At 73.8% G+C, this 22982-nt stretch carries 18 protein-coding genes; 8 read left to right on the forward strand and 10 right to left on the reverse strand.

Going from position 1 to position 22982, the window contains the following annotated elements:
* Positions 1–662 precede the first annotated feature (662 nt).
* Positions 663–1937, forward strand: coding sequence for a lytic transglycosylase domain-containing protein (locus ACZ38L_RS21805; protein WP_465696025.1), 1275 nt, complete (start codon positions 663–665; stop codon positions 1935–1937).
* 210 nt (positions 1938–2147) lie between these two features.
* Here ACZ38L_RS21805 and ACZ38L_RS21810 read toward each other — a convergent pair whose 3' ends face one another.
* Both ACZ38L_RS21810 and ACZ38L_RS21815 read right to left on the reverse strand, forming a co-directional pair.
* Positions 2148–3407, reverse strand: a complete 1260-nt coding sequence (locus ACZ38L_RS21810) for a S53 family peptidase (protein WP_465696027.1) — start codon at positions 3405–3407, stop codon at positions 2148–2150.
* Between the two features lie 424 nt (positions 3408–3831).
* Positions 3832–5781: a hypothetical protein gene (locus ACZ38L_RS21815; protein ID WP_465696029.1), complete on the reverse strand. Its 1950-nt coding sequence runs from the start codon at positions 5779–5781 to the stop codon at positions 3832–3834.
* Positions 5782–5959: 178 nt separating this feature from the next.
* On the opposite strand from ACZ38L_RS21815, the gene ACZ38L_RS21820 reads away from it, so the two are divergent.
* From ACZ38L_RS21820 to ACZ38L_RS21835, 4 genes are all read left to right on the forward strand, one after another.
* Positions 5960–6721: a class I SAM-dependent methyltransferase gene (locus ACZ38L_RS21820; RefSeq protein WP_465696032.1), complete on the forward strand. Its 762-nt coding sequence runs from the start codon at positions 5960–5962 to the stop codon at positions 6719–6721.
* Positions 6722–6845: 124 nt separating this feature from the next.
* A complete protein-coding gene (locus ACZ38L_RS21825; protein ID WP_465696034.1) occupies positions 6846–7844 on the forward strand; it encodes an SPFH domain-containing protein in 999 nt (332 codons plus the stop codon).
* 11 nt (positions 7845–7855) lie between these two features.
* A complete protein-coding gene (locus tag ACZ38L_RS21830; RefSeq protein WP_465696036.1) occupies positions 7856–8104 on the forward strand; it encodes a type II toxin-antitoxin system antitoxin in 249 nt (82 codons plus the stop codon).
* A 25-nt stretch (positions 8105–8129) separates the two neighbouring features.
* A complete protein-coding gene (locus tag ACZ38L_RS21835; protein ID WP_465696038.1) occupies positions 8130–8762 on the forward strand; it encodes a GOLPH3/VPS74 family protein in 633 nt (210 codons plus the stop codon).
* Positions 8763–8798: 36 nt separating this feature from the next.
* Here ACZ38L_RS21835 and ACZ38L_RS21840 read toward each other — a convergent pair whose 3' ends face one another.
* The 5 genes from ACZ38L_RS21840 to ACZ38L_RS21860 form a co-directional block, all read right to left on the reverse strand.
* On the reverse strand, positions 8799–9044 hold the full coding sequence (locus tag ACZ38L_RS21840; RefSeq protein WP_465696040.1) for a hypothetical protein: 246 nt from the start codon (positions 9042–9044) through the stop codon (positions 8799–8801).
* 147 nt (positions 9045–9191) lie between these two features.
* Positions 9192–9800 carry a hypothetical protein gene (locus ACZ38L_RS21845; protein ID WP_465696043.1) on the reverse strand — a complete coding sequence of 203 codons (609 nt, stop codon included), beginning with the start codon at positions 9798–9800 and terminating at the stop codon, positions 9192–9194.
* 123 nt (positions 9801–9923) lie between these two features.
* Entirely contained in the window at positions 9924–10166 is a 243-nt protein-coding gene (locus tag ACZ38L_RS21850) for a hypothetical protein (RefSeq protein WP_465696045.1), read from the reverse strand.
* Between the two features lie 275 nt (positions 10167–10441).
* A complete protein-coding gene (locus ACZ38L_RS21855; RefSeq protein ID WP_465696189.1) occupies positions 10442–11485 on the reverse strand; it encodes a PhlD in 1044 nt (347 codons plus the stop codon).
* A gap of 236 nt (positions 11486–11721) precedes the next feature.
* A complete protein-coding gene (locus ACZ38L_RS21860) occupies positions 11722–12435 on the reverse strand; it encodes a hypothetical protein (protein WP_465696049.1) in 714 nt (237 codons plus the stop codon).
* A 244-nt stretch (positions 12436–12679) separates the two neighbouring features.
* On the opposite strand from ACZ38L_RS21860, the gene ACZ38L_RS21865 reads away from it, so the two are divergent.
* The 3 genes from ACZ38L_RS21865 to ACZ38L_RS21875 all read left to right on the forward strand — a co-directional run bounded on the left by ACZ38L_RS21865 (position 12680) and on the right by ACZ38L_RS21875 (position 16888).
* Positions 12680–13579, forward strand: coding sequence for a helix-turn-helix domain-containing protein (locus ACZ38L_RS21865; RefSeq protein WP_465696052.1), 900 nt, complete (start codon positions 12680–12682; stop codon positions 13577–13579).
* Between the two features lie 169 nt (positions 13580–13748).
* A complete protein-coding gene (locus ACZ38L_RS21870) occupies positions 13749–14357 on the forward strand; it encodes a hypothetical protein (protein WP_465696055.1) in 609 nt (202 codons plus the stop codon).
* A gap of 332 nt (positions 14358–14689) precedes the next feature.
* On the forward strand, positions 14690–16888 hold the full coding sequence (locus ACZ38L_RS21875; RefSeq protein WP_465696057.1) for a sensor histidine kinase: 2199 nt from the start codon (positions 14690–14692) through the stop codon (positions 16886–16888).
* A 32-nt stretch (positions 16889–16920) separates the two neighbouring features.
* Here the strand turns inward: ACZ38L_RS21875 and ACZ38L_RS21880 are convergent, their stop codons facing one another.
* From ACZ38L_RS21880 to ACZ38L_RS21890, 3 genes are all read right to left on the reverse strand, one after another.
* On the reverse strand, positions 16921–18489 hold the full coding sequence (locus ACZ38L_RS21880) for an APC family permease (protein ID WP_465696059.1): 1569 nt from the start codon (positions 18487–18489) through the stop codon (positions 16921–16923).
* A gap of 90 nt (positions 18490–18579) precedes the next feature.
* Positions 18580–19344, reverse strand: coding sequence for a leucyl/phenylalanyl-tRNA--protein transferase (locus tag ACZ38L_RS21885; RefSeq protein ID WP_465696061.1), 765 nt, complete (start codon positions 19342–19344; stop codon positions 18580–18582).
* Positions 19338–22676 carry an amino acid adenylation domain-containing protein gene (locus ACZ38L_RS21890; RefSeq protein WP_465696063.1) on the reverse strand — a complete coding sequence of 1113 codons (3339 nt, stop codon included), beginning with the start codon at positions 22674–22676 and terminating at the stop codon, positions 19338–19340. Before ACZ38L_RS21890 ends, ACZ38L_RS21885 begins: the two co-directional genes overlap by 7 nt.
* Between the last annotated feature and the right edge of the window lie 306 nt (positions 22677–22982).

Raw genomic sequence — 22982 nt, forward strand, 5'->3', positions numbered from 1 at the left:
CCCCCCCCCCCCCCCCCCCCCCCCCCCCCCCCCCCCCCCCCCCCCCCCCCCCCCCCCCCCCCCCCCCCCCCCCCCCCCCCCCCCCCCCCGCTGCTGCGTTCGGGGGCCGGTATCCGGGGGCGACCCGCACGCACCCGCTTCCCCGACAGGGCGGCCCACCCGACGTCGTCGCCGGGACGACCCGGCAGCGCCGTGCCGTGGAGCGCCGCCCGGCCTCCGGCGCGCTCGTGTGGTGATCCCTTCACCGGGGCTTCGTCGACCCGTGGGCCGGGCGTAGCCCGTGCGTTGAACGGTCCGCGGAGGCGGCAGGCAAGCTTCGGGTAAATTGGCCACCTTTGGGGCGATTCAGTCGAAGACAGAACACCGCAGTGCAGACTTCGACGGCCAGACGGGCCGATCGAACTGCCCGAGGGGCCAGCGGAGTTGCCCCGCCGAAGCACGTCGGGGTCCACCGTGCGCTCCGGCGATTTCAGCACATAACAGACACCCACCACCCCCTGGAACCAACCGGCCTCACCCGCCGCCAGAGGGGTGGGGACCACACCTCCCGTTGTCGTGTCGTGATGACATAGTGTCGAGCCGGTCATTAGACGGACCGATCATCGGGAGGGCATACACGCATGGCGTGGCGAATTGACGGACGAACATTCCGGGGGACGGCGGTGACAGTAGCCGCCCTGGCCGTGCTCTCGGCCTCGGGCAATCCCCTGCTGAGCATCACCCCCACCGCCGCGGCGGCGGCAACCGGGTCCGCCGGCCTGCCCGGGGCCTCCGCTCCGGTGGCCGGTACCTTCCCGGCGGACGGCGGACGCCCCGGTGGCGCCCTGTCGCAGCCGCCCACCAGCGCGCCGGGCACCCCCGGCGGCGCGCAGCTGCCCGGCACCCAGCCGACCGTGGACGTGGGCGGGGCGGTCCTGCCCGCCACCGTCTACGCCGCTTACTACAAGGCGGAGCAGACGCTCTCGCAGACCGAGCCCGGCTGCCACCTGCAGTGGGCGATGCTCGCCGGGATCGGCCAGGTCGAGTCCGACCAGGCCGACGGCGGCCGGGTGGACCAGAACGGCACCACCTTCACGCCGATCCTCGGCCCACTGCTGAACGGCACCGACGGCACCGCCGCCATCCCGGCCAGCAACAACGGGATCTTCGACGGCGGCGCGGCCTGGGACCGAGCGGTCGGCCCGATGCAGTTCATCCCGTCCACCTGGGCGGTTTGGGGCACGGACGGCAACGGGGACGGCAAGGCGGACCCGAACAACATCTTCGACGCGGCGCTCACCGCCGGCCGCTACCTCTGCGCCGACGGCCGGGACCTGTCCCAGAAGTCGCAGCTGGACCGCGCGATCCTCAGCTACAACGACTCGACCGACTACATGAACACGGTCGAGAGCTGGATCCGCTACTTCAGCACCGGTGTGCTGACCACCCCGGACCTGCCGGCCCTGCCCAACCCGGGCGGACCGTACGCGACGGGCACGCCTGGTGGCGGCCCGGCCGTGCCAGGACCGGTGGCGTCGAGCACCTCCCCGGCGCCGACCCCGAGCGGCACCCCGGCACCGACGGGTAGCCCGACGCCGCAGCCGACGGTCAGCGCCACGGGCACCGTCACGGTGCCCAGCCCGACGGCCTCGGCGTCGGCCCCGGCCTCGCCGTCGCCCTCGCCGAGCCCGTCGGCCAGTGGCAAGCCGAGCCCCTCGCCGTCGCCGACGACGGGCCCGACCAGCTGCCCGTCCCCGAGCGCTTCGGCGACGGCCGGCCCGTCCCCGAGCGGCTCGCCGAGCCCCTCGCCGTCGCCGAGTGCTTCGGCGTCGGCGTCCCCTTCGCCCTCGGCGTCCGCTTCGGCCTCGCCGAGCCCGTCGGAGAGCGGCAAGCCGAGCGCCAGCCCCTCGCCGAGCGGAGACCCGTCGGCGAAGCCGTCGCCCACCGCCTGTTCCTGAAGCGGGCCGGCTCAACCGAGCGCCCGGGCCATCCCCTTGAGGGGATGGCCCGGGCGCTCGGCGTCTCCAGCGGGAGCGGCGGAAGGCACGAAGGACGCGGGAGCGGCGTCCCCCGCCGCCGAACGCCGCAGCCCGCGGGGCGCTCGGGCGCTCCGCGGGCCGGGCCGCTTGGCGGGGTGGGCGGCCGGTGGCCGGCCCGGGGTGGCGGGGTCAGCCGGTGAAGGCCGCCGTGCCGTTCGGGGTGCCCAGACCGGTCGGGCCGTCGTAGCCCGGGCCGGCGGTGCAGAGGTACGAGCCGCCGCAGTCACCGTTGGAGCCCGAGGTCACGTCGTTCAGCGCGGACGGGTTGGCGTACGCGTCCGCCGCCGGGATGTTCGCGCTCGGGGTGCCGGCCAGCGCGTAGACGCTGGCGATGATCGGCGAGGCGGCGCTGGTGCCACCGTAGACGTTCCAGCCGGAGGCACCGTAGGTGTCGTAGACGGCGACACCGGTGGCCGGGTCCGCGACCGCGGAGACGTCGGCGACGGTCCGGTTGGAGCAATCGCTGTCGGTCTGCCAGCTCGGCTTGGGCTCGTAGGCGGAGCAGCCGGAGCCGGTGCCCTCGGTGCTGCTGGTGTTCCAGACCGACTCGCTCCAGCCACGGGCGCTGGAGTCCTGGGTCAGCGAGGTGCCGCCGACCGCGGTGACGTACGGCGAGGCGGCCGGGTACTCGACGCCGTAGCCGCTGTCGCCCGCCGAGGCGGTGATGGCGACGCCCGGGTGGTTGTAGTACGAGTCGGCCGAGGTCTCGTCCGCCGACTCCGAGCCGCCGTAGCTGTTGGAGACGAACTTGGCGCCCAGCGAGACCGCCTCGTTCACCGCGGTGCCCAGGTCATCGGTGCTGGCGGAGTTGGCCTCGACCAGCAGGATGTTGCAGTTCGGGCAGGTGGCGCTGACCATGTCCAGGTCGAGGGAGATCTCGCCGGCCCAACCCGAGTCGGGCGACGGGTAGTTGGTGCCACCGTTCTCGTCGACCTTGCTGAAGCAGCCGTTGGCCGAGGTGCACGCGGGCAGCCCGAACTGGCTGCGGTAGGTGGCCAGGTCCGACTCGGCGTTGGGGTCGTCCTGGGCGTCGACGATCGCCACGGTCTCGCCGGCGCCGTTGGAGGCGGCCGCCGAGGCCAGGTCGTAGGCGCTCTGGATGTCGGACGGGCCGTAGCCGGAGACCGTGTCCGCCACGGCGTGCGCCGAGTTGGCCCTGGCCAGGTGGGTCTTGACGGTTTCGCCGCCGGTGACCCGGAGTGCGTTACAGGCCATGTATCCGGCCTTCGGCTCCGCGCAGGAACGGGTGTAGGTCACCTTGTGGTGCGCGTTCTGCGCCGTCGCGGCCTGGGCCGGCGCGACCGCGCCGAAGGCCGAGAGAGCGAGACCCGCCGCGGCGGTGAGGGCCAGCGCGGTACGCCGGGCCGCGGGGTGGGGAGAGGTACGCAAGCTCGTGCTCCTCTGAATCAGTGAACCGATCTGTGGGGGTTGGCCGTTCGGCGTGGGGCACCGTCGGGCCGGGCCGCTCGCGAGCACCGGCGGTGGTTCGAACCGCCGGGCCGCACGGGTCGCAGCGGCGAACACGACGGTAGGTTTAGCCGGACATGCCAAGCAATGGCTTTCTCAGGAAAATCACAGAATCCCCGCCAGGGACCCGCCCAGCCCACAGCTCGTCCGACTTCCCGCCGACCCGGCGCCGACCCGCGCCAACCTGCGCTAACTCGCGCTAACTTGCGTCAATCCGCACATTTCCGGGCGGAACCGGCAGCCATGCCGAAAGGCGGACCCTTTCAGGTCCGCCACGGCGTTCGCTCAGCTGACACTCAGTCAACACACCTCGACCGCAACGATATCCCCCCACGGCGGCCGTCCCTCAGCTGCCCTCCGCCCCGTCACCGGACTGCGCGCGGCGCCGGGCGTTGTCCTTCTCCCGCTCCTTCTTGGCCCGCTTCGGGCTGATCTCCCCGCTGCGCACCCGGCGCCGCAACTCCTCGTTGCGGGCGGCGACTTCGGGTGGCAGTGGCGGCCGTCGCACAGCGGACCAACCCCGCTCGGGCCGCCGACCACCGGCACCTTGCTGTTGCACCCGCTGACCCTGTTGGGCCTGCTGGGCCTGCCACTGCTCCGGAGTCCGGTAGGCGTCCCCGGGCCGCAGCGCGTAGGGCTCGCGGGCACCGGCGACCCAGGCGGTGTGGCCGAGCCGGTCCAGCGCGTACTGGCCGGCCTCCTCGGGCGCGGTAGGCCAGTTGGCGGCGATGAAGACACTGCGACCGGGGCCGTGACCGTGCGCCTCCCAGTACTCCGCGAGCCAACGGGCGAACCGCACCGGGCTGGTGTCGAGCAGATCGCAGGCCACGGCCTGGCGCTCGCTGAGGCTGAGCACGCCGTCGGGCCGGCCGGGCGCCGGCTGGGTCGCGTCGGCCGGAACGAACGGCCTCAGCGCCTCGGCGAGTTGGTAGCCGTCCTGGTCGAGAGCGGCCAGCCAACCCGTGTCGAGCAGCTCCCGCAGGTGGTCGGCGCCGACGCCGGAGGGGAGTTGGGGCAACGGGCCGGGGCCCCCGTCGGGGTTCGCGTGGGCCGCCAGGTACAGCGCGGCGAGCCGGGTCGCGCTGCCGGCCTTCCGCAGCGGCCGGGCGGCGATCGTCCGGGCGAACCAACCGCCGATCCTGGCCCGGGCCTTGGCGCTGACCTCCAGCGGTCCGTCCGGTCCCAGCCCGGGCACCTCGACCACGGCGGGCCTGGACGGGTCACTGGTGAGCGGCGAGGCGGTGAACCGCCAGCCGAGCGCCACCAGCAGGTCGAGCGCCTGCTGCGGTTCGGCCAGTCGCAACCCCGCGACGTCGGCCGCGACCAGGTTGGCGCGCCCCTCCCGGGCGGCCCGTACCGCGACCAGGGTGGCCAGCAACCGGACGTCCGTGGTGGGCAGTTGGAACGTCGCGGCGTGCGCCAGGATCATCCGGGCGGTGTCCCCCTGCCGGGCGGTGAGCAACGCCTTGACCACCGGCGCCGGTTCGGCGGATGACGACTGCGCGGAGGGCGGCTCGGGAGCCGGCCGCGGGACGGCGCCGGCCGCGGCGGGCGGCGGGTTGTGGACGCCCTGCGCCTCGCACAGCTCGCAGCTCAGCGCCCGCTGCACGGCCAGACGGTGACCGGCACCCCGCCAGGCCGGCTGACGGACGGGCTGACGGACGGGCTGACGGACGGCGGGCTCGCGAGCGGGTCTCCGCTGCACCGGCCCCGACCACGAGGCAGGTGCCTCCGCGAACACCGGCGCGGTGGCGGCCGCCGAGAACAGCGCGGTGGTGGCGGCGCGCGCGGCAGACTGCCGGGGCAGGTTCGCGGCCTGATCCGCCGGAGCCGCCGGACTTCCGGCATCCCCGGCACTCGCCACGCCCGGCACCGGGGGTCCGGCGGGCCGGCCGACGGCGCCGGTGAGCAGCTTGGCCCGCGGCATCAACCCCGCGCAGGCCCGGCAGGTCTCGACCATCCGCCAGGAGGTCCGGGTCGCGTCCACCGAGAGCACCCGAACGCCCCCGCCCGTGCAGCGGATCCGCCCCGCGTGCCAGGCGTGGTCCTCCGAGCGGCAACGACAGTAGAGCAGGGGCGGCAGGGCCCCGGCCCGGCGGGCGTGCGCGGCCAGGTGCTCCAGCGCGGCCTCGCGCGCCTTCGCCGGCTCGGTGAAGCGCCGGTGGGCGGTCCGGCAGCGGGTGTCCGCACAGACCACCTGCAGCACGCCGGAGCTGGGATGCCCGTAGGCGGCGATGCGCACCGCCCACAGCCGACCGACCACGCCGTCCTCGGCGACCGTGGTGTCCTGCGTCACCGGTCCCCCTTTCGTTGCCCCTGACCTGACGTCACTTCCCCGTTGGCAAAGGGAGGGTAACGCCGTCACGTGCTCGCGCTGCGGATCCGCACCACTACAGGGCGTGTCCGCCGGTTGGCGGTGGCGGGCGCGACCCGGATGCGGCGATGGGGTGACGGAGCGCGTCTATCCTGACGGTATGGCCCACGGTGCGCCCGGACGTGCGCGGCACCGGATGCGGCGGATCGCACGGACGTTCGCCGCAGACCCGGTGGAGGCGGTGCTGTCGCTGCCGGCGGAGCTGGGCCGGTGGCGCGAGCGGCCGGTGACCTACCAGGCGGACGAGGCGTGGGAGGCCGGGCTGCACCACCTGCTCGGCGCACCGTGGCCCTGCCCGTGGACCACCACGGACGGGAGCGACGGCGACTGGGCACCGGCCCGCGCCGTCCGATGCGCGGTGCTGCACCGCCGCCCCGAGGTGGTCCTGGAGAGCGGGGCGGCCGGCGGGGCGGTCAGCCGCCTCGCGCTGGAGGCACTGGAGCACAACGGCCACGGCCGGCTGTGGAGCGTCGAGCCACCGGGCCCGCGGCGGCCCGCGGCCGTGCCGGAGCTACACCGGGAACGCTGGACCCGCGTCCAGGGGTCGAGCCGGCGGCAGTTGGCCGGGCTGGTCCGGGAGCTGGGCACGGTGGGCGTGTTCGTGCACCACGCCAGGCCCGCCACCCCCACCGCCGCGTTCGAGCTGGACCAGGTCGCCCACGTGCTGCCACCGGGCGGGATCATGCTGGTCGACGACCTCGGCACCGACCCGGCCTTCGCCTTCTGGACCGGCGACCCGACCCGGGCCGCCACGCTGGTCTGCGCCTCCCCCGGCGGTGCCCGGCTGTTCGGCGTGATCTGCACCAATGCGGCCGCCGCCCGCCGGCACCGGCCCCGCCGGTCCGCCGCCGGCTGGCACTGAACCCGGCCCTCCTCAACCGGCCCGGCCCTCCTCAGCTGGACGGCCAAGGGTTTCGACGCCAGAAAAAGTGATATCACTATGATAGGTTCGTGCCTGCGAACACCGGATGAGAGGAGCCGGCCCGATGGCCGCTCAGCACAGCAACGACGGCGCGCCCGAGCGCAGCGCCTCCCCCATCGGCACGCTGACCGCCGGCACGCCCGACGGCCTCGACCTGCGGATGCCCGACGCCAAGGTCACCGAGCGGCCCCTGACCGGCGCACCCGGCCTGCCGATGCTCGCCCTCGCCCTGCTCGTCCTGCTGGCCGGCGCCGGTCTGCTTGTCTGGGGCCTGGTCGAGGAGGCCGGCCGCTCGACCGCGCTCGGCATCACCCTGGTGGTGGTCGGCCCACTGGCCGTCCTCACCGGGGTGCTGCTGGCCGCCGGCCTGACCGCGGTCGCCCCCGGCCAGGCCCGGGTGGTCCAGCTGCTCGGCCGCTACCGCGGGACGATCCGCCAGTCCGGCCTGAGCTGGGTCAACCCGTTCACCAGTCGCCGCCGGATCTCCACCAGGATCCGCAACCACGAGACCGAGACCACCAAGGTCAACGACGCCGACGGCAACCCGATCCAGATGGCCGCGGTGGTGGTCTGGCAGGTCGAGGACACCGCGAAGGCGGTCTTCGAGGTGGACGACTTCGTCGCGTTCGTCGGCATCCAGACCGAGACGGCGGTGCGCCACATCGCCAACAGCTACCCTTACGACGCGCACCAGGAGGGCCAGCTCTCGCTGCGCGACAGCGCCGACGAGATCACCCGCAAGCTCTCCGCCGAGATCGCCAGCCGGGTCGCCTCGGCGGGTGTGCGGGTGATCGAGTCCCGGATCACCCGGCTCGCCTACGCGCCCGAGGTCGCCCAGGTCATGCTGCAGCGTCAGCAAGCCGGTGCCGTGGTCGCCGCCCGGCGGATGATCGTGGAGGGCGCGGTCGGCATGGTGGAACTCGCCCTGGACCGCCTCGCCGAGCGGGACGTGGTGGAGCTGGACGAGGAGCGCAAGGCCGCCATGGTCAGCAACCTCCTGGTGGTGCTCTGCGGCGACCGGGGCACCCAGCCGGTCGTCAACACCGGCTCCCTCTACCAGTAGGAGACGACCCGGTGGCGACGGAGCGGAAGAAGATCCTGCTGCGCCTGGACCCCGCCGTCCACGACGCGCTCGCCCGCTGGGCGGCGGACGAGTTGCGCAGCACCAACGCGCAGATCGAGTTCCTGCTCCGCAGAGCCCTGGCCGACGGCGGGCGGATGCCGGGCGGCGTGGCCCGGCTCCCCCGGCGCGGGCGGCCCCCCAAGGAAGCCGAACCCGCCGAGGCCGGGGCCGCCGAGGCCGCAGCCCCACCCCAGCCGTAACCCGTCGAGCCGCGAGGAGTCCGCCGTGGACCTGCCCGACACCGACACCCTTCCCTCGAAGCTCTTCCTACTGGCCCTCGACCCCGAGCGCGAGCGCCTCACCGGCCGGCACAACCTCGATCTCCTGCTGCGCGCCGCCGTCCTCACCGAGCTGTTCCAGCGCGGCCTGCTGCGCGACGAGCGCGGCTGCGCCGTCGCGACCGGCCCGGCCCCCGCCGACCTCGATCCGCTGCTCGCCGAGGCACTCCAGCGGATCCGCGACGCCCGGTTGCGCCCCTGGAGGGCCTGGATGACGAGCCGCCGGCACACCACCCGTGCGGTGCGCGAGCAGCTGGCGGCGGACGGCCGGATCCGGGTGGCGGAGCACCGGGTGCTCGGCCTCTTCCCCGCCCGGAGGATCACCTGCCGCGACCCGCGGCCCCGCAAGGCGCTGTTGACCGCCGTCTCCGGCGCGCTGCGCGGCCCGCTCGGCCGGGTCACGCCGGCCGACGCCGCCCTGGTCGCCCTCGCCGACGCCGGCCAGCTGCGGATCGTGGTCGACTGCCGGGTGCGGCGCGCCCACCGCCGACGGCTGGCCGAACTGGCCGCCCGCTGCGGTCCGTTGCCGCTCGCGCTGCGCCGAGCGATCCGGGCCCGGGACGCGGTGGCGTCCTTCTGACCTGCTGCCGGCAGCCGTCCGACCCGGCCCGTCGGTTCAGCCGGCCGGCTCGGCGACGTGCTGACGATCGGCCAACTCGCCTGCCAGCCGTCGTTCTTCCACCGCCTCGCCGATCCGCCCCAGGCTCTGCAGCACGTCGCCGATGAACTCCCGGCAGTAGGCCTCGATCCGCAGGTTGCCCTGGGCGTGCCCGAGTGCCATGGCCCGGCGGCCGGCCGCCAGCGCGGCCTGCGCCCGACCGAGCGCGTGCAGTGCCTCCGCCTCGGTCTGGGTGGCGAGCACCAGGATCGGGCCGGCGGTGCTGGCACTGAGCAGCCGGGCGGCCTCCCGCGCGAGGTCCGGACTGGCTGCCAGGACCAGCGCGTTCGCCAGGTTGTTGTGCGCCTTGGCGGTCCGCCGACTCGACCGCCTCGCCCAGGATCTGACGGATCATCGGCAGCGCCGACGCCGGCTCCCCGGCCCCGACCAGGCAGTTGGCGTTTGCCGGGTGCGGCAGTGGTGGCGCAGCGCCGGGTCGTCCGCCGACTCGGCCAGCGCGACGGCCCGGCCGAGGTGCCCGCCGGCGTCCGGGCGGCGGCCCTGCTCCATCAGCGCCAGTGCCACGTCGGCGTGCAGTCGGGCCTGGTCGCCGGGATCCCCACAGGCCTCGGCGGCCCGCGGGCCGCACCGCGCGGTGAACTCCCACTCCCGCTTCATCCGGCCCTCGTTGTAGTACAACACGCATACCTGGTGGGCCAGTTGCCAGGCCTGCTCGGTCCGCCCGTACTGCTCGGCGCACTCCACCAGCCGGCGCAGCGCGCTCTCCTCGCGGCGGAACCAGCCGATCGCCGGGCCGGCCCCGGCCAGTGGAGGTGTCCCGCCGGCCGGCGGGCGGGGCGGGGTGTAGAGCCGGGTCCGGGCCTCCAGGCCGACACTGGGTGGCAGCAGGCGCTGGCCCGCTGCCGCGAGGCCGGATTCCTGCACCTGCAGGCGCTCGCCGAGCAGCAGTTCGCCGACTTCCTGCAGTCGCTGGGCCGGTCCGAGGATGCCGCCGGGCACCTGCACTCCGCCGTCAAGCTGTACGAACTGCGCGGCTACCAGGAGCTGTTGGGCGACCTGACCAGCCGGATCGCCGGCCCGGAGGCGGCCGGTCCCGAGCCCCGACCGCTCCGTGACGGCCCGTCAGGGTGCGTCGGTCAGGACCCGCACCAGGCTCTGCACCCCGTCCTCGCCGAACCGCCCGACCAGCACCGCCACCCAGCGCACCGCCTGCCCGCGCTCGGCCGCCGTCCAGTCCGGCGCCGACGGGTACTCGTCCACCACCAGGACCTCCGCCACCAGCAGCAGCAGCTCGCGGGGCGGTGGTGGCGGCACCCACTTCTCGGGCAACCCGCGCAGGGCGGGCCGGCGGGCCGCGGCGATCACCGCCGACGCCTCCGCCGCCGGGACGGCCCGCCCTCCGGCGAGTCGGCCGGCCGGCCGAGTCGCCGGAGGGCGGGAACACGGCCAGCCACCTGGCGATCCGCCGGCGCGTCCACAACTCCTGCCGCGCGAACTCGTCCACGTCACGCCGCGTCACCGGCCGGCCCGACTCCACCGCCACCGCTGCTCCCCGTCCATTTCCGGCACCACGCCGGATGGTGGGCCCCACCCTGCCGGGGACCCACCACTTCGTTCACGTGGCCGACCCCGGCCCGGGTTCACGCCTGCTCGGGAACCCACCAGGTGGCCCGGGCGGCCGTGCAGCGGAAGCCGGGGCCGAAGCCGAGCAGCATGCCCCGGTCACCGTGGGCCGGGGGCGTGCGGTGGGTGCGCTCCAGGACCGCGAGGACGGACGGCCCGCCGAGGTTGCCCTGCTCGTTCAGGCAGTCCCAGGAGTGCCTGAGCAGGTCGGGCTCGAGCTCCAGCCCACCGGCCAGTTCCTCGAGGATCCGCGGGCCACCGGTGTGCGAGACGATGAAGTCCAGCTTCCAGCCCTCGCCCTGGATCCGCTCCCGCAACGCGGGCAGCACGTCGGGGACGGCCCGCAGCGCGCTCTTCTCCGAGTCGAAGTGCACGCCGTACCGGTCCACCCGCTTGCGGTAGCGCTCGGCGCTGTGCGGCAGCAGGTACTCCCAGAAGGCGTCGAGGCGCAGCCCCGGGCCCAGCGGCCGGTCGCTGACCAGGCAGGCCACCGCGCTGTCGCCCCACAGCGCCTTGTAGATCATCTGCTCGATGCTGACGTCGGTGTGGTGGTAGAGCGAGCTGAGCGACTCGGCGAGCACGACCAGCACGGTGGCGCCGGGGTGGGCGGCCAGGAACTCGGCGGCGACCGCCAGCGCGTGGGCACCGCCCGCGCAGCCGAGCTGGCTGGCCGGCCGGCAGGCGGCCTCCGGGCGCAGGCCGAGCGCGTTGTGCAGGAACACGTCCAGACCGGGCACCGCCTCACCGGTGCCGTGCACGGTGACCACGCAGTCGATGTCACCGGCACTCAGACCGGCCTCGGCGATGGTGGCCCGGGCTGCCCGCAGGCCCATCTCGGTGATGTCGTCGAAGGCCGTGTGGATGCGTTCGGCCGGCTCGCGCTCGCCCGTGACGACCTCGAAGGGCTGGCTGTAGTGCCGGTGGGCCGGCAACTGGCCGAGGATCCGGGGAATCACGGCGATCCTCGGCAGATCGGCATGACGGATCATGATGTCGTCGATGATCTGCCGCAGGGGTATCCGGTGCGGCGGTAGAACCACGGCGGGCCGGTTCACATACACGGGCAAGGCGGACCAATCCTCTCGGACGTGGGTGGTCGGCACCGACTCCCCACCAGCGCCGCTACGACTCGTGGCACACCCGGCGCGAGGGAATCGGCGGCCACTGCATCAGATCACAGGTCACGCCGGCACTGAATTCGACCTCGCCATTCCGTTTCCGCTGAGAGCAAACCGACCGGCCGCCACGGGTCATGGAAGCGTAATGTCCGCACGGTGCGCCGGGAAAGGGGCCGGGATCATCCCCTGCCGCTGACGGCGCGGCTCAGGCCGGCCGCGGTCGCCGTCACGGCCGCGGCGATGTCCTCGCGCAGCGCGGTGGCGGACAGCCGGTAGCTGGGCAGCAGCACGGCGACCGCGCCCGCGCAGCTCTCGCCGTTCCAGACCGGCGCGGCCACCAGGTCGAACCCGGCGATCGGGGCCGGGCCGTGGTCGTAACCGTGCTGGCCGGCGGCCGGCTGACCACCGATCACCCGGCCGACCGCACCGGCCTCCAGCGAGGTCCGCCACAACAGCGCGCGCCGCTCGGCCGGGGCGCAGTGGATCTCGCGCTCGTAGGGCCCCAACGTGCGGTCCAGGCACACCGCCGCGGCCTCGGCCGGCAGAAGAGAGGCGTACAACAGGGCCATGCCATTGCATTCGCACTGTAGTGTGACGAGCGCGCTGTGTGTGGCCGGCGAGTTGGCAGCCGGATCCGCCGGCAGCGCACCCGTGCCCAACGGGCGCGGCGACGACGAACCCGGGGAGGAGTAGTGGTCGGGAGCCACCCGCACCGCCATGCCGAAGTCGGCGGCGTCAGCCAGGATGTGATGGGCCGTCGTGACCGGGATCTGCGCCTCCTCGGCGATCCGCCGCAGGTAGTGCGGTCCATCGCCCAACTCCCGCAGCGTGCGCAGTACTCCGAAGACCGTGCGGCGGGTCGGCGCGGGCGCCGTCGGGACAGACTGCTGCATGGCGCACCCCCGATCGCGGCGTGACGGTGACGGCGGGACGGCGACGACGGAGCCGAGTGGACTGTCCATTGGACAGTGGCGGGAAGATCCGCTCGCCGAGACCACGATTCTGGCCAGCGATCAGCCGTACAGGGAAGGTCTTCTAGCCGACACGTTTTTGTACGCAAATCCCGTACACCTAAATCAGCTCACCAGGAGGGGAAGCGTTCGACCGGGGAGGATCCGGCGGGCGCCGGGACCGGACATGATCACACCATCCGCGGGCCGCACCACTCGGCAACCGGCCCACCAGCCCGAGCGGTTGAGCGACTTCCTCAAGCGCCACCGAGCCCGGGTCAAGCCACAGGAGCTCGGCATGGCGGCACGCACCGGTGGTCGCGGCCGCTCGGCGCCGGGCCTCACCCAAGCCCAGGTCGCGCAGTTGATGAGCCTCGATCCGCGGCACTACCAACGGATCGAGGGCGGCAAGGCGACGCCCACCGAGGAGCAGCTCGACCACCTCGCCCGGATCCTGCGACTGCGCGAGCCCGAGCGGATCGACCTGTACCTGCACGCGCTCAAGCGCCCTCCGGTCACCGCCCAGGACCCGGAGTCCGCCAGCGAGCTCTGCGCCTACTGGCGGTTCGTCGTCCCCGCCATCGGCCACCAGGTGCGGGAGCACGCGCCGGGTCAGGTCATGGTCGGCCCGCTCGCCTACGCCTCCAACATGTGGTGGGACGTCGACGCGTACAACCAGGCCTTCGCCGACATGTTCGGCGAGGGTGACATCCCGACCAACATCTTCCGCTGGATGGCCTGGGAGGGCCGCGAGCAGTTGCCCGAGCACTCCACCTACTGGCTCTCCCGGGCGCTGCCCCAACTCGACGCGCTGTTGCGGCTGCACCCCGACCGGCGCGAACTGCGGGAGCTGGCCGACTGGGTGGAGCGGACCATCGAGTGCCCGGCCGCCCCGAGCTCCTACCAGCACCCGGACGGCGACGTCCGCCCGGTGCTGCACCACCGCTACGGCTACGGCTCGCTCGTCATCGGGGCGGCCGCGCCGATGGGCGGTCTGGGCAGCCGGTTGATCATGATGCACTTCTACCAGGGCCTGACACCTGATGAGCTGCGTCGTCGCTTCGGTCACTGCACGCACCATCTCTGAGCCCGCGACCCCGTATTCCCCCCGCCTCCCCGCAACCCCGCATTCCCCCACCCCTCACAGCCCCGCATTCCCCCACCCCCCGCAACCCCGCATTCCCCCCACCCCCGCAACCGCGCATTCCCCCACCCCCACCTCCTGCCGCCACCGCGAGATAGGCACAATCGTGCTCATGAAACCTCCGGAGCAGCCGGCCGCCGGCAGCGCACCGTCCGTATCCGCCGAGTCCACCTGGGCGGAGTTCGTGCGCAGCATCAGCGCGTACACCACCGAGCACGCCCCGGGGAAGGTCCTGGTCGGGCCGATCGCCTACGCGACCACGGCCTGGTGGGACCTGATCGCCCACAACCAGGCCTTCGCCGACCTCTTCCCGGGCCAGGTCATCCCGACCAACACCTTCAAGTGGATGGTCTGGGAGGGCCGCGACCAGCTCCCAGACCACACCCGGGCCTGGCAGCGGCCGGTGCTCCCGCACCTGGACGCCATGTTGCGCCGCCACCCCGAGCACCCGGAGCTGCTCCGGCTGGCACGTTGGACGGAACAGCGGGTCCCCCAGCCGCCGCGGCAGACCCGCGCCCGGCTCTTCGACGGTGCCGTCCGACCACTGGTGCACGCGCAGCACGGCTACGGCTCGCTGCGGATCGGCGCGGCGGCGCCGGTGAGTGGTCTGGACAACCGGGTGGTGCTGATGCACTTCTACGGCGGGATGAGCCCCCGGGAGCTGCGGCAGTCGCTCCGCGGCGAGGACGGCACGGGCCCGGGAGCGGCCCGGCGGGACTGAGCCTCCGCCCGTTCCGTATGGGTTCCGCAAATACCACCCGGTGGCCGGCCGGGCGGGCCTTACGGTGTGCCTCATGGGCCCGCCGGTCTCACTGATCCCAGCCGCCATGGCGGCCAGTTCTCGCCAACCGTCGTCATTCGGTCACCCAGCGTGGATCCGCTGCTATAGCATCATGCCCATGCCACCCGCACCCCTGTGCGGATGAGCTCAGGGGCCACCAGGACCCCAACCCACCGCCTCGGCGTTCCCCCACCGCCCCCTCCCCCGCCGTCCACCCATTCGTCCGTCCCGTCGCGTCGGCACGGGACATGGCTCCCAAGGGTTAGAGAAACGTGCACGGGTCATTCGAGAAGCGCCAGGCAGCCAACACGCGACACGCCGGGGAACATCGCGCCGGAGGCGCCACCGCACCGGACCAGGAGACCCCGCCCGCCACCCGGCCGGCCCGCGCCTACGCCCCGCGCAACTGGCGGATCCGGACCCGGCTGACCGCGCTGCTCGCACTGCCCGTGCTGGCGGCCACCGTGCTGGGCGGCTTACGCGTGCAGAGTTCCCTGCAACGTGGCGAGGCGCTCAGCGCGGTCAGCGCCACCAATCGGCTGGCCGCCTCCGCCACCTCGCTGGCCGACGCGCTCGAGGAGGAGCGGGACCTCTCGGCCGGCGTGCTGCCCGCGCAGCCCGGCCGCACCGACCCCGCCGTCGAGGCCGCCCGCGACACCACCGACCAGCAGCGCACCGCGTTCGCCGCGGCCATCACCGCGGTACGGCCCAGCACCCTGCCGGGCGGTGACATCGGCGTGCAGGCCGTCCAGGCCGACCTGGACCAGCTGGGCACGATCCGCCAGCAGGCCTTCACCCCGACCACCACCGGCCGCAGCTCGGTACAGCGGACCGTGGCCGGCTACGACACGCTCATCCAGAGCACCATCAACCTGAGCCAGGACCTGGCACTGGCCACCGGCAACACCCGGATGATCCGGGCCGCGCACGCCCTGCAGCAGTTCGCGCAGGCGCAGGACGACGCGTCGGTGGTCCGCGCGGTGATCGCCGCCGCGCTGGCCAGCCCGTCGCACCAGCTCAGCCCGGACGACCAGGCGTACGCCGCGCAGGCCGACCAGGACCGCCAGGCGTTGCTGAAGGCCTTCCGGGCGTCCTACGGCGCGGCGGCGGCCAAGGCCGTGCTCGACCCGCTGGCGACCGACTCCGCCGCCCCGAGCGCTACCCCGGGCGCCGCCACGCCGGCCGACCCCTCCTCGGCCGACCTCGACCAGCAGACCCGGCAGTTCCTCGGCGAGACCAACGGCCCGGCCACCGCTCCCACCACGATGTCCGCCACCACCTGGTACGCACTGGCCAGCCCGCGGATCCAGGCGATGCACCAGGGCGAGCAGCAGCTCCTCGCCGGCATGAACACCCAGGCGGCCAACCTGCGTTCGCTCACCAACCGCACCGCGCTGCTCAACGCCCTGCTGGTCTCGCTGGTCCTGCTGGTCGCGGTTGGTGGTGCCACCCTGCTGGCCCGCTCGATGGTGCGCGGCCTGGCCCGCCTCCAGCGCGCCGCCGAGGACGTGGTGGAACGCCGACTGCCGGACGTGGTCGAGGCGTTGTCGCAGGCCGCGCCGCAGGCCGTGGACAGCCCGGTGGCGCCGATCGGCATCGACTCCACCGACGAGATCGGCCAAGTCGCCCACGCCTTCGACCAGGTGCACCGTGAGGCGGTCCGGCTGGCCGCCGAGCAGGCCCTGCTCCGCGGCAACATCAACGCGATGTTCACCAACCTCTCGCGCCGCAGCCAGGGACTGATCAAGCGTCAGCTCTCACTGATCTCCGAACTGGAGGGCCGCGAGGCCGACCCCGACCAGCTGGCCAGCCTCTTCAAGCTCGACCACCTCGCCACCCGGATGCGTCGCAACGGTGAGAACCTGCTGGTCCTCGCGGGCGAGGACCCGGGCCGGCAGTGGACCCGGCCGGCGCCGCTGGTCGACGTGCTGCGCGCCGCCGCCTCCGAGGTCGAGCAGTACGAGCGCATCGAACTCGCCACCATCCCGCCGACCGAGGTGGCCGGCCGGGTCGTCAACGACCTCGTCCACCTGCTCGCCGAGCTGCTGGAGAACGCCACCTCGTTCTCCGACCCGCAGACCCGGGTCCGGCTCACCGGCCACGCCCTGCCGGACGGCCGGGTGCTGGTCGAGATCCACGACACCGGCATCGGCCTCAACCCCGACGACCTCGCCGAGATCAACGAGCGCCTGGCCAACCCGCCCACCGTGGACGTCTCGGTCTCCCGCCGCATGGGCCTCTTCGTGGTCGGCCGCCTCTCGCAGCGCCACGGCATCCGGATCCAGCTGCGCGCGGGCGACCACGGGGGCACCACGGCGCTGGTGATCCTCCCCGCCGACCTCTCCCCCGTCCCCGGCGGCTCCCCGGTGCCGGCCACGGCCACGCTGGGGGCGACCGACCCCCGCGTCCTCGCCGGGCCGCCCCGCACTCGGCCGACGCCGCTGCCGTCCTCCGCGCCCGGCCGGGCCTGAACCGGTGGCGGCCGGCTCCCCGGGGGTTCGGCTCAGGGCGCGTCGGCGGGGTCGGCGGCGCTGACCGGGATGTCCGGGTGCCGGAACCAGGAGCCCTGGACGGCCCACTGGACGAGCATCAGCACCACCCCGACCAGCAGTGAGGCGATGCCGATCACCGACACCCCGCCGGTCCGCCCGATCAGCGGCAGGTCGATCGAGGTGGCGCCGTAGCCGGGCTGGGCGTAGACGTCGAAGGCGGCGTAGCAGAAGAAGTAGAGCAACAGCAGCCCACCGAGCCCCGGAAACAGCCCCTTGAACACGAAGTCCCGCACACCACGGGTCAGCACCCGGCGGTAGTACCAGGCACAGGCGAAGCCGGTCAGGCCGTAGTAGAAGGCGATTCCCAGGCCGACCGAGGCGATCGAGTCGGTGAGCACGTTGCCGCTGATCACGGTGAGCAGCACGTAGAACGCGATCGAGACCAGGCCCATCCCGAGGGTGGACCAGGTCGGGGTGCGGAAACGGTGGTGCACCCGGGCGAACTGCCCCGGGATGGCCCGGTGGGCGGCCATCGACAGGGTGGTCCGGGCGGTCGGCAGGATGGTGGTCTGGGTCGAGGCGGCCGAGGAGGTCAGCACCATCAGGATCAGCAGCTTGGTCAGCAGCCAGCCCGGGCCGCTGCCGCCGAACACCGCGCGGCCGAGCCCGGAGAGCACGTCCCCCGAGTTGGCGGTGTTGGCCAGGCCGATGCCCTGGTGACCGATCCCGGCGAAGGCCTGCGCCGAGGTGGCCACCAGACCGTAGATCAGCAACAGCAGCACGGTGGAGATGACCGCGGCCCGGCCCGGGGTGCGCGCGCTGTCGGCGGTCTCCTCGTTGACCGACACCGCGGTGTCCCAGCCCCAGTAGATGAAGACCGCCGCCAGGATGCCCGAGGTCAGCGCGCTGGACGAGGCCACCGCGAAGGGGTTGAACCAGGACGCGCTGATGTGGATCGCGGTCGCCGGCGGGTTCCTGCCGTACGTGCGGACCAGCGCGGTGACCGAGAGCAGCACCAGCATCGCGACCTCGACGGCGAGCAGCCGGCGTTGCAGCGCGGCGGAGATCTCGATGCCGACGTAGCAGATCACCGTCATCACGATGATCCACAGCACACCGGCCACGGTGGTCCACAGCTGGTTGCCGGCCAGGGAGTCCAGGCCGATCAGCCGGAACCCGTAGATCCCGGCGATCTGGGCCAGGTTGGCCATCACGATGACGTCGGCGACCACGATGCCCCAGCCGCCCATCCAACCGGTTCGCGGGCCGAAGGCACGGGCCGCCCAGGTGAAGGTGGTGCCGCAGTCGGGGTCGGCCGCGTTGAGTTCCTTGTAGGCGTAGGCGATCAGCAGCATCGGGACGAAGGCCAGAACGGTGATGATCGGGGCCTGCAGGCCGACCCCGAGCACGATCACCCCCAGCGTCGCGGCCAGGCTGTAGGCCGGGGCGGTGGAGGCGATCCCGATCGCGACCGAGGAGACCAGGCCGAGCGCACCGCCTTTGAGCCCCTTCTCGCCCGCCCCGGATCCGGCGGCGGGCGGTGCGTCCGGGGGTGCTGGGCTGCCGGCGGAGATGGACACTGCCCGACCTCTTCCCAACCCGGGGACAGGACCGCTCCATCGTCCCACGCGGTCGCCGGGGCCCGCCACGCGACGGGATCCGGCGGGCGGTCAGCTCAGCCGCTGGGCCGGCCGCGACTCGACCGGCAGCGGCCCCGGCTCGGGGCCGTCCCGCAGCACCGCCAGGTAGTCGGCGCGGGCGACCGGTTCGGCGCCGAGGCTGCGGATGTGCGGGCCGTCCCACTGGGCGTCCAGCAGCCGCCCGCCAGCCTCGGCGAACCGGGCGGCGAGGTCGGCGATCGCCACCCGCGAGGCGCCCGGGCGGCGGTGGAACATCGAGTCCAGGCTCAGTACCGGGCCCACCCGCAGGCCGAACGCGCCGCCGACCAACTCCCCGTCCTCCCAGACCTCGACGCTGTGCGCCCAGCCCCGCTCGTGCAGCCGGTCGAGGCTCGCGCGCAGTTCGCCGGTGAGCCAGCAGGGCTCCCGGCCGGCCGCGCAGGCGTCGACCACCCGGGAGAACGCCTGGTCCAGGCTGGTCGACCAGTCCAGCTGGTGGCGCAGCCGGCGGGCCAGCCGGCGGCCGAGCCGGGCCCGGTCCAGCGCGATCACCGGCCGCGGATCCGGTGACCACCAGGGCACCTGGTAGGCCACCTCGCCCTCCCCGAGCACCGCGATGGCGCCGGCGGCGACCTCGTCCTCGTAGCGGGCCTCGTTGAGGAAGCCGGCGTACTCGTCCGGCGCGGGCATCGGGAAGAGCCCGTGCCGGTAGGCCGTGAGCAGGCTGTCGGGGCCGAGGTCGGCGCAGAAGGCGACCGGCCCGTCGCCCGGCGCACCGGCCGGCTCCAGCGCGGACCAGTCCCCGAGCGTCAGCACGGCAGCTCCGCGGGCAGGCCGGCCGGCGCCGGGATCCAGCCGGCGGCGAGCATCCGGTCCAGGTAGTGGTCGATCAACTCGTCGTCCACCGGCGGCAGTTCGATCCCGCTGTCGCGGAGCGCCAACTCTGCCTTGGCGGAGTCGAATTCCGGGAAGGTGGGCCGGAAGTACAGCTCACTGATGGACAGTTCGGTACCCGGGCAGCGGTCGACGAAGAGCGGCACGAACGGGGTCAGCGGGTGGGTCGGGTGGGTGGCCGCGAACCGCACCAGCTCGCCCACCCAGTCCTGGTACGGGATCTCCTCGATCGGGTAGCCGCGGACCCGCAACCGCTCGGCGAGCACGTCGAGCAGCACCGGCCGCGGGTTGGCCAGGTGGTAGACGTCGCCGCCGGCGGGCGCGTGGGCGGCCAGGTGGGCGAGCGCCTGGCTGAACCGGTCGGCCGGCACGAAGTCCAGCGGCAGCCGCACCTGCGGGCAACTTCCGGTGTCCGCAAGGTACTTGACCAGTGCGCAGAGTTCGGTGGCGGTGTTCATGGTGCCGGTGACCAGGTCACCGGTGACGTCGTTGGTCCGCACGATGGTGACCGGCAGCCCGGCCTCGGCGGCCCGGTGCAGCAGCGACTCGGCCACCCACTTGCTCTCCACGTAGCCGACCGCGAGGTGCTGCGCGTGGTCGAGCGGCGTCTCCTCGGTGACCGCGGGCACGCCGGCCGCGCCGAAGCCGGCCAGCACCGCCAGGGTGGAGACGTAGTGCACCGGGATGCCCCGGGAGCGTCCGGCCAGCCGGATCACCTCACGGGTGGCGCCGACGTTGGCCTCCCGCAACTGGTGGTACGGGTAGAGGAAGTTGACCTGTCCGCCGAGGTGGTGGATACCGTCCAGGGAGTCCGCCAGCTGGTCGAAGCGCTGCTCGTCCAGGCCGAGCAGCGGCGCGGTGAGGTCGCCGACCAGCGGCACCACCCGGTCGGAGGTCAGGTCGCGGTGGAGGAACCGCTGGTGCGCGGCGCGCAGCCGCTCCCGGGCGTGCCGCTCGTCGTCCGCGCGGACCAGGCAGTGGATCCGGGCGTCGGTCCCGGTCAGCAGGGTGTCCAGCAGGTGCGCGCCGCAGAACCCGGTGGCGCCGGTGAGCAGCAGCTCGGCCGGCCGCTCCCGGCGTGGTCGGGGCAGGGCCGAGGTGCGGATCGGGACGTCGGCCAGGGTGACTTCGGCGGCCAGGTCCACGCTGCGCCCCGCGCCGGCCGAACCCGCGCGGGCGGCCTCGATCGCCGCGGTGAACGCGCCGATGCCGGCGTCGCGCAGCAGCGCGCGGGTCAGCGCGCGGATCCCGGTCACCTCGATGCCGAACATGCTCCGGGCCCGGGCCAGCATCTCCATCAGCAGCAGCGAGTTGCCGCCCAGCGCGAAGAAGTCGTCGTCCTCCCGGACCTCCTCGACGCCGAGCACCTCGGACCAGAGCCGGGCCACCGCGGTCCGTGCGACGGCCGGCCGCCCGGCGGAACCGTCCACCGGCCCGGCGTCCACCGGCCCGGCGTCCACCGACGCGGCCCGGCGTTCGGCCAGCGGCTCGACGTGCGGCAGCCGATGGCGGTCGATCTTGCCGGCCGGGGTCAGCGGCATCCGGTCGAGCAGCACGAACCGGGCCGGGACCATGAACTCCGGTAGCCGTGCGGCGAGATGGCGTCGCAACTCGGCCCGGACCGCGCCGACCTCGACGGTCTCGCCGTCGGCCACCGTGCAGTAGGCCGTCAACACCCGTGCGCCGTCGCCGGGCCGACCGTTCGCGACGCCCGCGCCGGTCTCCTCCGGGTGGACCCGCACCTGCCGGACGGCCGGATGGGTCGCCAGCACCGACTCGACCTCGAGCGGGTCCACCCGGAAGCCGCGCACCTTGACCTGGTCGTCGAACCGGCCGAGCAGCTCCAGGTTGCCGTCCGGCCGCAGCCGCCCGGCGTCCCCGGTGCGGTACATCCGCTCACCGGGGGCGTCCGCGAACGGGTCGGGCAGGAAGCACTCGGCGGTGAGACCCAGCCGCTGCCAGTAGCCGTGGGCCAGGCCCGGGCCGCCGAGGTGGATCTCGCCCCGCTCGCCGGGCGGCACCGGGCGCAGGTCGGCGTCCAGCAGGTACAGCCGGACGCCCGGCAGCGGCCGGCCGATCGGGACCGGCGCGGACGGCTCGGCGTCCAGCAGTTCCGCGGTCAGTTCGCACAGGGTGGAGGTGACCGCCGCCTCGGTCAGCCCGTAGGCGTTGACCAGCCGGGTGCCGGGCAGCCGGCGCAGCGAGCGGCGGCAGTCCTCCGCGGGCACGGTGTCGCCGCCGACTATCAGCAGGCGCAGCCCGGGCAGGCCCGGGCCGTGCTCCGGGAGCAGGGTGAGCAGCTGGTGCCAGTAGGCCGGGGTCAGGTCGGCCACGGTCACACCGAGTCGGGGCAGCCGCTCCAACGCCTCGCTGGGCGCCCAGGCGGGGCTGCCACCGAGGACCAGGGTGGCGCCGCTGAGCAGGGTCGCGAAGATCTGCTCCAGCGAGGTGTCGAAGCCCAGCGCGGCGAGCTGGAGGACCCGGTCGGCCGGGGAGAGCTCGTAGGCCTCGGTGACCCGGGCGAGCGTGAACAGCAGTGAACCGTGGGTCACCAGCACCCCCTTGGGGGTGCCGGTGGTACCGGAGGTGTAGATCAGGTAGGCGGGGTCGGACGGCCGGCCGGCGTCCGGCACGGACGCGGCGGACACGGCGGACACGGCGGACACGTCCCGCGGCTCGTCCACCAGCAGCACGGCCGGACCGTCGGTGAAGCGCGGCCCGTGCTCGCGGTCGGTGATCAGCAGTTCAGCCCCGCAGTCCACCACCAGCCGGTTCAGCCGCTGGTCCGGGTGGTCGGGATCGAGCGGCAGGAAGGCGGCACCGGCCTTGAGCACCGCGAGCAACGCGATCACCAGGTCGATCCCGCGCGGCAGGCAGACCGGCAGCACCCCGCCCGGTCCGGCGCCCAGCGCGCGCAGCCGCCCGGCCAGCCGGTCGCTGCGGAGGTCCAGCTCCCGGTAGTCGATCTCGCCTTCTTCGGCGGCCACCGCGACGGCCCGCGGATCGCGCGCGACCCGGGCCCGGAACAACTGGTGGATGGTGTCGCCGATGGCCGCGGCGCCGGCCGGTGACGTCCCCGGCCGGCGTTCCTCGATCTCGGCCAGGCAGTGCCGCCGGGAGTCCGCCGCGTACACACTTCTCCAACCGATGGGAATCGGCAGCTGTCCGGGCCAGATTGAGTACTGTCCGTCGCCATTGAGCAGCACGGTGTGCCGGCCACCGCTCCTCGCGGTGACACCGATCGGTTCGTCCACGTCTCGACTCTCGTCCAGGGGCGCCCGCACCAGGACACCAGTGATGCGCGGAGTCGGTGGCCCACCCCGCGCCGCTGCGCGGGAGGGGCGGCGAACGGACAGCGGCACCCCGCCCGAGTGCCTCCGAAGCACCAGGCGCGCCGCTGTTTCTCCTGACTATACTCACACCAGATGCCTCCTGGTGGCCGAGTCGGCGACCGAGGCCGAACTCCTATTTCCGACCGGGCATTTCCGGCCGGGAATTCCCGGACACCGCCGACTGCACCACCGATTGCTTTGCACCCGCGACATTCCTCCCGATTCGTA

It is taken from the genome of Kitasatospora sp. NPDC024654 (assembly GCF_055559155.1).

Coding starts and splice junctions, on each gene's coding strand:
- ACZ38L_RS21820 (WP_465696032.1), top strand. CDS start 5,960: ATGGCCCACGGTGCGCCCGGACGTGCGCGGCACCGGATGCGGCGGATC.
- ACZ38L_RS21825 (WP_465696034.1), top strand. CDS start 6,846: ATGGCCGCTCAGCACAGCAACGACGGCGCGCCCGAGCGCAGCGCCTCC.
- ACZ38L_RS21860 (WP_465696049.1), bottom strand. CDS start 12,435: ATGCAGCAGTCTGTCCCGACGGCGCCCGCGCCGACCCGCCGCACGGTC.
- ACZ38L_RS21865 (WP_465696052.1), top strand. CDS start 12,680: ATGATCACACCATCCGCGGGCCGCACCACTCGGCAACCGGCCCACCAG.
- ACZ38L_RS21870 (WP_465696055.1), top strand. CDS start 13,749: ATGAAACCTCCGGAGCAGCCGGCCGCCGGCAGCGCACCGTCCGTATCC.